Source organism: Amycolatopsis sp. PS_44_ISF1, from assembly GCF_032335455.1.
Taxonomy (GTDB): domain Bacteria; phylum Actinomycetota; class Actinomycetes; order Mycobacteriales; family Pseudonocardiaceae; genus Amycolatopsis.
Genome location: NZ_JANUXO010000002.1, coordinates 1,900,101 through 1,912,508 on the forward strand (window position 1 = coordinate 1,900,101; position 12,408 = coordinate 1,912,508).

14 protein-coding genes are annotated in these 12,408 nt (G+C 68.3%); 9 read left to right on the forward strand and 5 right to left on the reverse strand.

The genetic code is table 11. From position 1 onward, the window contains the following. Positions 1-83: 83 nt before the first annotated feature. Together NYF13_RS22810 and NYF13_RS22815 are read right to left on the reverse strand one after the other, a co-directional pair. On the reverse strand, positions 84-1,241 hold the full coding sequence (locus NYF13_RS22810; protein WP_315659495.1) for a hypothetical protein: 1,158 nt from the start codon (positions 1,239-1,241) through the stop codon (positions 84-86). Further along, positions 1,234-1,923, reverse strand: coding sequence for a DUF4365 domain-containing protein (locus tag NYF13_RS22815; RefSeq protein ID WP_315659496.1), 690 nt, complete (start codon positions 1,921-1,923; stop codon positions 1,234-1,236). The genes NYF13_RS22810 and NYF13_RS22815 overlap by 8 nt, the downstream gene beginning before the upstream one ends. Positions 1,924-1,948: 25 nt before the next feature. Here NYF13_RS22815 and NYF13_RS22820 point away from each other — a divergent pair, with 25 nt between their 5' ends. The 3 genes from NYF13_RS22820 (at position 1,949) to NYF13_RS22830 (ending at position 2,992) form a co-directional block, all read left to right on the forward strand. Beyond that, a complete protein-coding gene (locus NYF13_RS22820; RefSeq protein WP_396287702.1) occupies positions 1,949-2,134 on the forward strand; it encodes a hypothetical protein in 186 nt (61 codons plus the stop codon). Positions 2,135-2,296: 162 nt separating this feature from the next. Next, positions 2,297-2,653 carry a hypothetical protein gene (locus NYF13_RS22825; protein ID WP_315659498.1) on the forward strand — a complete coding sequence of 119 codons (357 nt, stop codon included), beginning with the start codon at positions 2,297-2,299 and terminating at the stop codon, positions 2,651-2,653. Positions 2,654-2,809: 156 nt separating this feature from the next. Next, positions 2,810-2,992: a DUF1508 domain-containing protein gene (locus tag NYF13_RS22830; protein WP_315659499.1), complete on the forward strand. Its 183-nt coding sequence runs from the start codon at positions 2,810-2,812 to the stop codon at positions 2,990-2,992. Between the two features lie 732 nt (positions 2,993-3,724). Here the strand turns inward: NYF13_RS22830 and NYF13_RS22835 are convergent. Genes NYF13_RS22835 through NYF13_RS22845 form a run of 3 tightly spaced genes read right to left on the reverse strand, consistent with a single transcriptional unit; the run spans position 3,725 to position 6,833 of the window. After that, on the reverse strand, positions 3,725-6,019 hold the full coding sequence (locus tag NYF13_RS22835) for an EAL domain-containing protein (RefSeq protein ID WP_315659501.1): 2,295 nt from the start codon (positions 6,017-6,019) through the stop codon (positions 3,725-3,727). Next, a complete protein-coding gene (locus NYF13_RS22840; RefSeq protein WP_315659503.1) occupies positions 6,016-6,552 on the reverse strand; it encodes a sigma-70 family RNA polymerase sigma factor in 537 nt (178 codons plus the stop codon). Before NYF13_RS22840 ends, NYF13_RS22835 begins: the two co-directional genes overlap by 4 nt. Then, positions 6,549-6,833: a hypothetical protein gene (locus NYF13_RS22845; RefSeq protein ID WP_315659506.1), complete on the reverse strand. Its 285-nt coding sequence runs from the start codon at positions 6,831-6,833 to the stop codon at positions 6,549-6,551. Before NYF13_RS22845 ends, NYF13_RS22840 begins: the two co-directional genes overlap by 4 nt. Positions 6,834-7,140: 307 nt before the next feature. On the opposite strand from NYF13_RS22845, the gene NYF13_RS22850 reads away from it, so the two are divergent. From NYF13_RS22850 to NYF13_RS22875, 6 genes are all read left to right on the forward strand, one after another. Then, entirely contained in the window at positions 7,141-7,983 is an 843-nt protein-coding gene (locus NYF13_RS22850) for an SAM-dependent methyltransferase (protein WP_315659508.1), read from the forward strand. A 328-nt stretch (positions 7,984-8,311) separates the two neighbouring features. Next, positions 8,312-8,947: a hypothetical protein gene (locus NYF13_RS22855; protein WP_315659510.1), complete on the forward strand. Its 636-nt coding sequence runs from the start codon at positions 8,312-8,314 to the stop codon at positions 8,945-8,947. A gap of 28 nt (positions 8,948-8,975) precedes the next feature. Further along, entirely contained in the window at positions 8,976-9,617 is a 642-nt protein-coding gene (locus NYF13_RS22860; RefSeq protein ID WP_315659512.1) for a hypothetical protein, read from the forward strand. 325 nt (positions 9,618-9,942) lie between these two features. Continuing rightward, positions 9,943-10,188 carry a hypothetical protein gene (locus tag NYF13_RS22865; protein ID WP_315659514.1) on the forward strand — a complete coding sequence of 82 codons (246 nt, stop codon included), beginning with the start codon at positions 9,943-9,945 and terminating at the stop codon, positions 10,186-10,188. Further along, a complete protein-coding gene (locus tag NYF13_RS22870) occupies positions 10,185-10,355 on the forward strand; it encodes a hypothetical protein (RefSeq protein ID WP_315659517.1) in 171 nt (56 codons plus the stop codon). Before NYF13_RS22865 ends, NYF13_RS22870 begins: the two co-directional genes overlap by 4 nt. Before the next feature lie 527 nt (positions 10,356-10,882). Beyond that, positions 10,883-12,379: a PD-(D/E)XK nuclease family protein gene (locus tag NYF13_RS22875; protein ID WP_315659519.1), complete on the forward strand. Its 1,497-nt coding sequence runs from the start codon at positions 10,883-10,885 to the stop codon at positions 12,377-12,379. Positions 12,380-12,408 lie beyond the last annotated feature (29 nt).

Sequence of the window (12,408 nt, forward strand, 5' to 3'; positions counted from 1 at the left end):
TGGCTACCCGCAACAAGCTCGTCTCCTGGTGGAATTGCGCGTCTGAGAGACCGTTCTCGTACACTCGATCAGGGCTGGGAACCCTATTCCGGGATCGACGTCGGGGTCAGAGCGTCGAGTGGCTGGAACCGCGCCGGGTTGTCGACGATACCCGGACGGCCCGACGGCCGGCGGATGATGCCCTCGACGAGCACGGCCCGGCCTGCGTTATGCCATTCCCAGGCCTCGCGATAGGTCTCGACCGGCAGCCGTACCCTGATCTCGGCCTGCCGTCCCCTGCGGATCGTTGACACTGCCACCTCGCCGAACGGATCGTCCTGGTTTTCATGCCGGAACTCGACGATGGTCCCGGAGAACACCTCGACCGACGATGCACGCTGCTGACGCAGCCGTTCGGCAACCCGCCGCACCAGGTCCCCGGCTTCCGCACCGATCGACACCTGACGAGGCATCGTGTTCGGGGCCGGGGCCAGCGGCGCCCAGTCCACCGTCGTCTCGAACTCTCCAATGGACTTCTCGTCCAAGACGTTGGCCAATCCGCTGCAGAACTCGCGGCTGACTCCCCGGTACACCAACTCGTGCAGGCCCTCGGTGGACGGGGAGCGCTCGGGCGCCACCACGAGGTCGTGCACTGCCTGCATCGACTGGGCGAAGGTCCGCACCACACGACGAGCGAAGGGCTCAGCCGCGGCCTCGTACCGGGCAGGGCCGTCCTGGCTGTCGAACAGCATCGGCCGGTCAGGATCCGGTGGTTCCGGCTCGGGAATCGGTATCAGCACCGGGATGACGAACGATCCCCGCTCGGTGTGCCCCATGAACGCCTGCTGGATCACCTCGTCACCGATTTTCGAATAGCTGCCGCCGATCTGGGCTCGCTCCCAGCGCGCTGTCGTCGCAGTCGCGCGCAGCATCATCCGCGCCGAGCCGATCAGCTTTGTCGCCGCAACGAGCGGAATTTTGTCGACAATGTGGCTATCGTTCACCGCGCGCAGATGCGTGACATCGAAGCGGACGTAACGCACAGCGTCTGCGATCTGCTTGAAACCACGGTTTTCGGCCTCGGCCAGTCGACGCAAGACTGACCGGATCAGCAAGTCGTCCGGCTCGTTCGGCACCCCGATGCGTGAACGCCCCTTCACCCATAGCGTTCCCCCGGGGCCGGGCTGATTCGCCAGCCAGCCGCTGCTCTTCAGGTACCAGACGATGTCTGCGGGCGCGGGGAGAACGGCGCTGTCAGACATCTGCCCCGCCTCCTCTCGAACCATCAAAGCTGGCCTCCACGTCCGCTGCCCACACCCTAAGCGTGTCAGCCGTGAACCGCTGGGTCTTCGGGACGACGATGTTCTGCTCCTCCTCAATTGCGTCGACCCGTACCCAGAAAGCAGCAGCTCTGTGCAAGGTGGCGGTGTCCTGATGATGCAGCCAAGACGCCGGCTCGTCCGGGTCGACGATGACCAGGACGAAGTAGACCGGCACGCCGGAGCGTTTCCACCGCCGACGCCACGTACCGTCGACAGGCCAGGTCGCGGTCGTGCCACCCTTGATCCGGAACTGCCCGGTGCACTTGACCTGCACCCGTGCTGGCGCGAACTCGAACTCGACACTCCCGTCGACTGCCAGGACATCTTCGTCCGGGCTGGTCTCGTCGAACCCGACGCCGGCTTGGCTGCACACAGCCCGCACGTACGCGACGCCGAACCGCGATTTGGCGCGATTAGCGCCAAGAGTCGCGCCCTCGGTGCTCAAGTCATTCCCTCCGCCCACAGCTGCCATCCTCACGCGCTGCTGATCGATTGGGTAGCCGCCTTTGGCATGAACCAGATACCGGACTCGACCATTCGGCAGCCCGCTGACCAGGCTCGCCGACCAGGCCGCCATCGACAACAACCGCGCGATCAGCTGCGGCAGCGCCACACCGCCCACCGGCCAGTCCTGCGACGAGTACCCGCTGGCGTCGTCCTACCAGGGAGGCAACGGCGCCGCCGCCAACGACCGCTACACCCGTGTGGTCCCGCTCAGCGCCAACAACAGCCAAGGCGGCCTGACCTCGGCCTACGACGACTACTATCGGGTGCTCGACACCGACCTGTTCTTCGTCCAGGCCGTGCTCGCCGACGGTTCCACGGCCTGGTGACAACGCAGCGCCTAGGAGCTTCGTGAGCGATCACGATCTCGATCACGACGAGGTGGTATTGACCGTCCACGCCCAGGACGGCCAGTACCACCTCCGCGCCACAACCGGCACCGACAATCCCTGGCCACCCAGCCCGGACGGGCTGCTCACCGGAGAAACTGGATGGCCGTACTCTGCGGCACCCAATTCGGCCCCGTCGAGGTCACCCTCCGGCTCCACCACCAGCCCCCCGCCGTGGACACGGTCCGCTGGGACATGAGCGTGGAACGCACCCTCCAGAGCCCCGCCGGCGAACTGATCGTCACCTCGATCTACAGCGGCGACCCCCAGACACTGACCGTCCCGGCAGGACACCTCCGCCTCCGCGTCTCCGTCAGGAACCGAGCCGGCGCCTCCACCCTGACGACACCACCGGACGCCACAGTCGAACACCACCACATCGACCTCTGGCCCGTCGAGACCGACCAACCCCCGCAGGTCGTCCACGGCCCGGACGAACTCGCGCAACACCTGAGGTGAAGCACACGCAATCACCGGCACGAACAGGCCCCGACGGGGGCCAGAACGCTGACGGGACAACGCGGCCTGGGGGGTGATCAGCGGGCGCGGTGGCCGCCGCAGGTTTAGGTTGGGCGTCGGATATTCGCGTGCAGCACAAAGAAAGGAGCACCCGCAGTGGCCGGCAAGTTCGAGGTGTACCAGGACAAAGGCGGCAAGTTCCGGTTCCGGCTGAAGGCCGGCAACGGCGAAGTCGTCGCGGTCGGTGAAGCGTACGAGACCAAGTCCGCGGCCAAGGCCGGATGCGAAGCAGTGCAGCGTGCCGCCAGCGACGCGTCGGTCGTCGAGGTCGACAGCTAACCGGACGGGCCCGGCGACCTGGCGCTTACCCGCCATCGCCGGGCCTGCCCACGTTGGCAGTACGACTTCGCCGGACGAATCCCGTTCGCTCGGCACACAGCCTGTGCGCGCCGGTGTGCTGTCGCGGTCGAGGGATGCTGATGACCGAATACTGGAGCGCAGAACACAAGCCGATGCTATGCACCAGCCACGATCGTCGACAGCAGCCGACAGGGGGTGGTGTCCAGATGACGATCAAAAGGACCGGACAGCGCTCAATCTCAAGCCCCACCATGCTGACGTATCTGCCCCACCCGACCGGCTGGACACCCTGCTCGGCAAACTGAAGCAAGTGCGTCGCGATCGACCCGCGGCGGTAGCTCGAGTTCGTCCTGCCCCTGTCTCCTGGTCTGATAGATCCGGCGACAGGGAACCCGGTGCCGGATCTGGTGCAGTTGTTTCGACCTGCCGTTCTCCGGAGCCGTGCGCCGTCATATGACCTGCCCGCGGGCCGGCGACTTCACCTCCTTAGGCATACGTGGCTGATTCTGCGCGAGCAGTCGCCGGGCTTGCCCGGCGGGCAGATCGTCGCCACCGCCGCGTCGGTGGACGCCTCGGTAGCCCGGATCGTCGGCGCTGCCGGTGCCCGCGTCGTGGTGCGGCGGCCACAGCACCACCGTGCACCGTCACGCTGGGATGCGAGACACCGGCGGTGTGCGGTCCGGCGGCGATCTACGGCGCGGCACCGGGGGGTCACGGCCGGGCCGTGTGGGTGCCGAGTTCGGTGTGGACGTCGGCGGCGCTGAGCGAGGCCCCGGGCTGATACAGCGCGAACCCGGGCAGGGGTGCGGGCTGGTTTTCGGCCAGTGGGCGGGCGTGGAGGGCGTGGATGGTGGCCAGTGTGCTGGTGAGCAGTGTGGTGTCGCCGCGCCGGGTGAGGTGTCCGACGGTGGCGGGGTCGAGGCCGATGGTGTCCCAGGGCAGGTCGGTGAGGGCGGCGGCGGGCCAGGCGTCGCCGTAGGCGCCGGACAGCGCGAGCGAGCACCCGGAGTGGGACAGCTCGGCCAGCCGGGTGAGCACGGGTGGGGCTGCGGTCAGCGCCGTGGCTGGGATGACCAGCTGCAGCTGCCCGGGTTGCAGTGCGGCGGTGGCGGCTTTTGCGGTCAGGGCGTCGAGCAGGGTGTCGTCATGCACGGCCCGGCCGGGTAGGTCGAGCAGGATCTGCGGGGTGTGCCCGACACCGGTCCAGGTGTAGATGTCCCGGCATGCCAGATCCAGCATCAGCGGCAACGCCGCCGCCAGCAGACCGGTCTGCTCGGCCAGCTCCGCGACGTCGGCCAGCCGGCCGAGCCGCCCGTCCGGCCCGGTCCAGGACGCCACCGGCCGGATCCCGCTCAGCATGCCCTCCGGTGTGCACACCGGCTGGTAGCGCACGCTCAGGCGGGTGTTGTGGATCGCGTCGTCCAGCTCGGCCAGCGCGGTGAGGGTGTGGTGGTGGTCAGCGTCCTCGGCCGGCTCGGCGTGAATCACAGGGTCGGCGCAGCGGCCGGGGTCGCGCCGTGCGCGGCGGGTGCGGTGCAGCACGGTCTTGAGGGTGTCACCGGGCTGGACCTCGGCGATGCCGATGCGAGGATGCAGGCGCAGCCGGTGCCCGCCGACGCGGACGGGATTGCTCATCCAGTCCGCGAGCTGTGTGACCAGCCGTGTCACGACCTCCCAGCCCGGCAGCCCCGAGAGCAGCACGAGCACGTCGCCGTCGCCGTGGCTGTGACCGGCCAGCAGCTGGGGGCAGTCGGGGTCGGTGATGGCGAGGATCTGGGTGTGGATCCGGGTGAGCAGCCGGTCGTGCATGTCCTGGGTGAGTACGTGGTCCAGATCGCGCCGGGCACCTATCCGCACGGTCAGCAGCGCCATGCCGCCGGCCGGTGGGTGCTGTAGCCGCGCTTCGGCCTCGTCGGTGAACACTGATGCGCTGAGCAGGCCGGTGTCGCAGTTGCGGTCGGCGCTGTGGGCCAGGCCGCGCAGCAGGGTGACGTCGGAGAGCAGGACGCTGACGCCGCGCTGGGTGTCGTGGGCGTGGCCGAAGGTTGCCGCGATCCACCGCGCGGGGGTGTAGTGGTCGGCGGGCAGCTGGAGCTCGATGCGGGTGACCGTGTGCTGCGGCGCGCCCGCGACCTGTTCCACGGCGCCGCGTAGGACGTCGGCGTCGCTCTCGCAGCCGGCCAGTGCCGCAACATTCTGGTCGCGGAGCTCGGCGAAGGTCCGTCCGAGCAGGGCTTGGGCGGCGTCGTTGGCTTCCACGATCCGGCCGTGCCGGTCGAGGGTCAGGACCGCGGCGGCCGGCTCGGGGGTGCGCGGACGTGGCTGGTGGGCTGCTCCGGCCGGGTTGTCGTTGTGAGCGCGCACCAGTGACAAGCCCAGCAGGGTCTGGTCGTCGCGGACCCGGTCGCGCAGCCCGGTGGCGAATCCGCCGGCGAAGTCACCGACCACGCGGGCCCGGACCCGACGCGGGGCGTGCGGGGTGAACTCGGTGGACAGGTCCGACAGCAGGCACACGCACGCGCCGAGTGCGTCGGCGGACAGCTTGTGGGCATAGGACAGCTCGCGGCCCACCTCACGCGGGCTCGGCATCGGCCGGTCTGGGTCCAGGAGTTCCTCGGCGCGGTCGAGGCTCGCGCCGAGGTGGTGCAGCAGGATCGCGGTCCAGCGCCCGAAGTCCTGGTCGGCGAAACGCGGGTGCGTGGTCAGGTAGGCCTTGTCCGCCATCGCTTTGAGCCAGCGGCGGCCGAACTCGACGGCGTCATCCGCGGTGAGCCGCAGCCCGGGGGTGACCGGGTTCAGCAGCGTGGCCAGGCCAGCCGCGGTATCGGCGAGCAGCAGCCGGTCCACCCTGCTGGCCGGAGCCTCGTCGGCAACGGGTGCAGCAGCAGGGCCGGTGCGCGGCGCGGCGGCACGGATGCGGTCGAACACCTGGTCCAGGTATTCCACCACCGCGTCGCGCGGGCGGGCCGCGGGAGACGGCATCGGGCGGGGGGCGGGGTCGGTCATGGCAAGGTCCCTTCGCTGTCAAGACTGGAGGCATCGAGCACGAGCGCGCGGACATAGGTGCGGGCGCGCAGGATGTAGTCCTCGACGGTGCGCGGTGAGCGGTTCATCAGGCGGGCGATCTCGTCGACTTCGTCGCCGAACATTTTCTTCGCCAGGGCGAAACGCAGGTGCTGAGGCAGCGTGGCGATCGCCCGGTAGACCAGGAGCACCGCATACTCATCGGGGCCGACCCAGGCCAGCTGCAGCGTGGCCATCCGCGGCTCGTCGAGGCTCGCGCCCTGGCGCTGCGAAGCACGCCAGGCGTCGATGCAGCGTCGGCTGGCCACACGGTTGAGCCACGCGCGTTTGTCGCCAGTGATCTGCCGCCAGGACTCGGTCATTTCCAGTAGCGCCTGCCCGATAGCGTTCTCGTGGTCGATGCCGGGAAACCTGCGTCGCAGCCGGTCGTTCAAGCGGGGTTCGTACTCGTTCATCAGGTCGGACAGTTCGACGATCTCGTGCTCGGTCAACGAGGACGGCGGCGACTCGCTCACGCCCGTCCTCGCCGGCCGCAATGGCCCGCACCGGCCGCAACCGCGGCCTGAGTGGTCACGAGCACCGCACCGGACGGCGCGATCTCCAAGCGCACCGCCTGCGCGTCACGTAGCAGCGGCGCACATTCCCGCAGCACCATCGCCGCCGAACGGCACCGCAGCCAGCCTCGGGTAGCGAGGACCAGCCCGCCGGCGAGCTGGGCCGGCGGTCCCGCCCAGCGCCGCGGCAGCCAGGGCACCGCGACGAGGCCGAGCAGGAACAACGAAACAATCGGGGACATTGGGAGAACTACCCTCCATGGGTCCGGGGACACGGGTCATCACCCACCGGCGCCGAGGACGCCGTTGTTACTTACTTGTCGACCGACGACCCCGGAATCCCGTGACGGATCACACGAACCAGAAATTGTCACCCGAATGCGCCACGACGCAGGGACGCGTGGTGCATCCTCACTCCACGACGACGCTCTTACGAGTGAAGTGGTGCCGTCTCGCTGCGAAGCACACGGTTCCGCCCGGCTGGCAGATGCACTGTGCAAGCTGCCGTTGCTAGCGTCGATACGGAACCGGCGCGAAGGGGATCACACCGTGGGCACGTCATCCGAAGACCCGCACCGACCAGCCACCCCGATCGTCGACATCGAGAAACCCAGTGTCGCCCGCGCCTACGACTGGTACCTGGGCGGCTCCACCAACACCGCCATCGACCGGGACTTCGCCGAACGCGCCGCCCGGCTCATCCCCGCCCAGACCATGGCACTGGACAACCGCAACTTCCTACGCCGGGTCGTGACCTACCTCATCGACCACGGCATCCGCCAGTTCATCGACATCGGCTCCGGCATCCCCACCGTCGGCAACGTCCACGAAGTCGCCGCCTCCCTCGCCGACGACGTCCGCGTCGTCTACATCGACAACGACCCCGTCGCCGTCGCCCAAAGCCACCTCCTCATCGATGACGATCCCCGCACCACCGTCATCAACGCCGACATCCGCGACCCGGCCACGATCCTCGGCCACACCGACGTCCGCGACCTGCTGGACTTCGACCAGCCGATCGGGGTGCTCATGATCGCCGTCTGGCACTTCATCACCGACGAGCACCACCCCGCCGACACGATCGCCACCTACCGCGACGCCCTGCCCAACGGCAGCTACCTCGCCCTGTCGCACCTGTCCGAGCGGCACGCCACCGCGGAACTGCGCGCGCGGATCCGCGACTGCATCACCACCTACACCACCAGCGCGAGCCCGCTGGTCCCCCGCGACCCGGACACCCTCACCCAGTGGCTGACCGGCTTCGAGCTGCTCGACCCCTCCATTGTCCCGGTCAACCGCTGGCATCCCGACCTGCCCGGACCCGACGGGCCTGACAACCGCCTCATCATCGGCGGCCTCGCCAAATACTCCGCATCGACGAGGTCAAGCTGACGTCGACGTGACACCCCGGACCCTGGCACCTGTCAGCACCGGGACAGGCCATGTCGTCAGCCGGCCATGCCGGACCGGATTCTCCGGCTGAACCCGGTCCGCCGGCGCGTAGCGGCGCGGCGAGCTCGCGGACGTCGCGTCCGGCGATGTGCTGCTGGACCTGCAACTGCCCACCGCTCTTGCGGGTGTCCGGACAGACTCGCGCACACCGTGCTGCGCACCAACGCCCGGCCGAGCCCGGGCATCGAAACCGTGCTGCGGCGCGGAATGCTCCGGACATGGCCGATCACCCATTCGTGTCCACGGGGTGGCTGGCTACGGTCATCGGGTGACCGGACTCGAAGCTGGTGCGCGACCCCAGCGCAGCGCGCTGGAACTGATCGCGGTATGCGTCGCACGGCTGCGGATAACCGACCCGGCGGACACGCGGGCCTCGCTTCTGGCAGCGTGGCACGGGTTCGGCACCGCCGAGGCCGCCGGCCGCATGCTACGCGACGACAACGACGAATACGCCGAGCTCGCGCGCAACGCGACGCCGGTGTTCGAGGCCGTCGCCGTGCTGATGCGGCGGGCACCGTCGATGCCCTACACCGACTTCGTGGTCGAGAACGTCAGCGGCCTGATCCCCGAGAGCCACCGGCCGACGGACGACAGCGACCAGATCGACGACCCAGACATGGTGGCGGACCTGTCCGCGGCAAGCCAGGTCCGCAGAGCGATCCTCACGCTCGCACTCGAACTGAACACGCTGCTGCCCGAAGCCGCCGAGAACGCCGCCGCACCGGAGGACCGCGTCGCGTGCGAGCACGGCACCAGGCTGGCCTACGAGCTGTCGAACTGCTGGGAGGGCAAGCCCAGCTCGTACCTGAATGGCAGACGGGATCTCATCGGCGACCACAAGACGCCACCGTTGGCCGCGAAACCTGAGCAGGGCAAGAAGAAGCGCAAACCCAAGCGGAAATGACCTGAACATGTTGCCGACAGATCGGGTCGTGCTGATCGACCTGGAGAACGTGGTGGGGTTTCGGCCCAAACGACGAACCCTGCGCACCCGGATGACCGCGCTGCTCGAGGCAGCCGGTCCCCGGCACCACGCCGTCGCCGCCTACGCCTCCCTCGAGGACACCGACGACGTCACCGCCTCCACACTGGCGGCGCTCGGCGTCGCACCCCTGCGCGTCACGCCCGCGCCCGACGCCGCCGAACTCGCCCTGCTCGCACACGCAAGACGGATGCAAGCCGACGGCTGCGCCAGTTTCACCGTCTGCTCCGGCGATCACGCTTTCGCGGTCCTCGGCGACGCGGACGCCTTGACTCTCGACGTCCTGGTCTGGCAAGGACAACCAGTCGCCACCGGCCTCGCCGCAGTCGCCGACCACGTACGCCGACTCCCTCGACTGGTCGAAGGCGACGTCCCGGTTCGGCACAAGGCCACCGGAAACTCGGGGCACCGCACGCAGCATCGCACGCCATCCCGATCGACGCGGCAGACCCAAGTCCCGTCGAACGGTCTCGTCACAGGCTTCGCTACCGGCATCGGTATCGCCCTCGGTGCACGCCTCGGCAGCGTGCTCTGGCCCGGCGCTAACCGCCGGGGAGCACCGCGAACTGCGTTAGCGCCAGGTGACGAGTGACCAGGGATCGTCAATCCACAGCTGTATTTCGACGATAGGTGCGCTTGGGGCGAGCCACAGTCGCCAGCATCCGCATCCGAGCCACCGAACATCGGGGCCTGCGTCGATGAAGGTGTCGGGGTTCTCGACCAGACGACGATGCGTAGGCGTCACCGTTCTCCGGCGCGGTCGGAGTAGTCCGCGTATTCGTGGCGAAACTGGTGGTTGTTGCCCGAACCTGCAGCGCCGATGTCGTGCCCCCTGACCTGAGGGTCAGCTGCTGTTGTAGGTCTGTCGAGGTACGTTCTCGATCATCGGCAGACACAAGGCGAGGGGCTACTCGGCGGTGTCGGTCCAGGAAACAGTGGCAGCGGTCAACCTGGCTGTGGAGAAGGCCGCGGCGGCTGGCGAGCGCCTTCAGCAGGCGGGGCAGGCGGCTGAGGAAGCTGGCCTGGCCCTTGCCCAGGCCACGCAGGACAGTTCAAACCAGCAGTTGGGTCAGGCTGTGGGCGCGCTCGCGCAGATTGTCCAGGACGTCGGCAGCGTCGGCCAGCTGGTGGCGAGGCGTCGGGCAGGCTCTCGGCGTACGTGACGTCCTTGACAGGCGACCAGGGCCAGGACGAAGACAGCGGCCAGTCGTCGGGCCGGTCCCCACCGTCCGGCAAGAAGGATGATGAGCCGGACGACCTGGTGGAGAAAGCGTGGCGCGAGCTGCCCGAGCGCGGGACCGGCCGTGGGATGAAGACGCAGGGCCGCTAATTTGCGCCTGGTAGAACTACGTCGGCCGTAACCAGCGGCCGGGACGGCTGGACGGGCCGGGTGAACCAGGTGGTAAAGGAGGCGGGGTGTCCATATGTGCCGCTGACCGCGAGATCGATCGCCTGAACTACGTCGATGACCTGCCAGGGCCCGCACCTGATCGTGCGCGGTCCCGAGCGAGCCCCTTTGCCACCGAACCGTCTTGCGATAGGCGGTGCCGTCACCGACGACGTTCCGGTCTGGGCCAATTGAGTGATCCGTCGCGTTGTGGCTTACGAGTAGCGATTGCGTGAATACGATGTGACGTCGTGTGGATTGTCGATCGCGACCCATCCTCTTCGTCCGCCGTTCCGGGGTCCTGAGTGAGTGCCGAGGGAGCCCAGCAGCAGGACAATGCGCTGCCGGTGCTCGATCTTATTCGTGTAGGGGCCGGCGCGGGCCGTGCGGACGATTGGACGTGTCCGTCGTCGTTGGGCTGGAAGTCTCGGCCGAGGTCACCCTCGGTAAGCCGCTTCCCCTATGAGCGCTTGGACAATTTCGTTCTTCGCCCGGTGATGGCCGTCCTGGACAAGGTCGAGTTCGACGGCTCGTCGGCAGATGAGGCCCTCTCGGAGGTCCAGCACCTGGGCAAACCGACGCACGCGGGAGTAAGCCGGTTTACCGAGCATGCAACACGCATGTATCTCGCGTCGCACCGACCTCATGCTGACGTCGCCATGAGGCCGGTGCGCGAGTTGTGGGTGGCGCAGCGGATCACCAAGACGGTCGTGTGGGAGCTGTACGCCTGGGGACGCCGGTATGAGTCGGTGGACGGCCGACTACGGGAGTTCCGTTTCCTGCGGCTGGGTGACGTGGGGTCACGAGAGCGGGACCCGACCGAGATCGCGCTCGCGGCCTACGTCGCCGCCTTCGGCGCACCGGCGGCCTGGCCGGATCCATGGTCACAACCGTTTCGCCCGAGTGGCCGCGCAGGCGCGCAGTGCGTGCGGGTTATGGACGTCGGGTTGGTGAACGGCTCGGTGAAGCCGTGCTTCGAGGGCACGGCCGAGGAGGTCGAGGAGTATTTCGCCGAGCACGGCCGACGCCAGGTAAGTACGATCGTAGCGGGCGGTGACGCGGTACCGGGCTCGGGGTGCGCCAGCTGCAAGCGAGTCACGGTGTGCGATGGACCGGGCCGGACTCCTGGACTGCTAGGTCTTGACGCGTCGCATGGTCCGTTACGGACGGTATCGATCAGTGGGCTTAGATACTACCGTAAGTGTCCGGCGCAGGCGTACCTGCGTTCGGTTCACCTACCGCGCGCGTACGAGTACAGCGCCGAGGCGGAGCTGGGGCAGGCGGTACATGCATGGCTGGAGGCAGCGCACGACGGTAAGCCGACCCAGTGCGGCCGGGATGCTTTGCCGGCGCTCGGCTCGAGTTGGTCCGCTGGAAAGTGGCACGTCGCGGCCGGCGTCCTGGCGGACGCAGGTATCCGCATGCTGGCTCATCACGTCGAGGTGTGCCCATTTCACGAGGCTTCGGAGATCGATTCAATCCAGGTCGAGCCGCGGTTGACCTTTGCCGACACGACGGCGCGTGCGATCGTGCTGGCACGACCCGATCTGGTGTACCGGGAGGCCGGGCAGTGGGTCTGGCGCGAGCTCAAGACAACCCAGAAGGCGCCGGAGTCGTTCGGTGACCCGTTGCGGAAATTCCCCCAGCTCGCACTCGGCGTCGCGGTGCTGGCTGCTGGCGGGCTCGGTCCCGGCGGCGCGGGTCGCGTTGAACTGGAGATCTTGCGCCCGACTGGCGCGGAGATCGTGCTGATCGACCCCGCCGACGACGAGCGGGTCGAGACGGCCCGCGCGGTGCTGCGCGAATGGGCCACCGCGTGGCGTGCGGACCACTCGTTCGAGGCACGAGTGGGCCGAAACTGTCGGTGGTGTCCGGTATCACTGTGGTGTCCGAGCTACCCCGGCCCGGACGAGAACGGGAAGGACCACCCCAGTGGTGCCGCGTCAGCAACAGCAGCCGAGAGCTGAATCCGTTTTCGAGGGCGAGCCCCTGGTGA

Excerpts from the sequence above, each read along its gene's own strand:
- NYF13_RS22810 (WP_315659495.1), bottom strand. The coding sequence starts at position 1,241 with ATGTCTGACAGCGCCGTTCTCCCCGCGCCCGCAGACATCGTCTGGTAC.
- NYF13_RS22825 (WP_315659498.1), top strand. The coding sequence starts at position 2,297 with ATGGCCGTACTCTGCGGCACCCAATTCGGCCCCGTCGAGGTCACCCTC.
- NYF13_RS22835 (WP_315659501.1), bottom strand. The coding sequence starts at position 6,019 with ATGACCGACCCCGCCCCCCGCCCGATGCCGTCTCCCGCGGCCCGCCCG.
- NYF13_RS22845 (WP_315659506.1), bottom strand. The coding sequence starts at position 6,833 with ATGTCCCCGATTGTTTCGTTGTTCCTGCTCGGCCTCGTCGCGGTGCCC.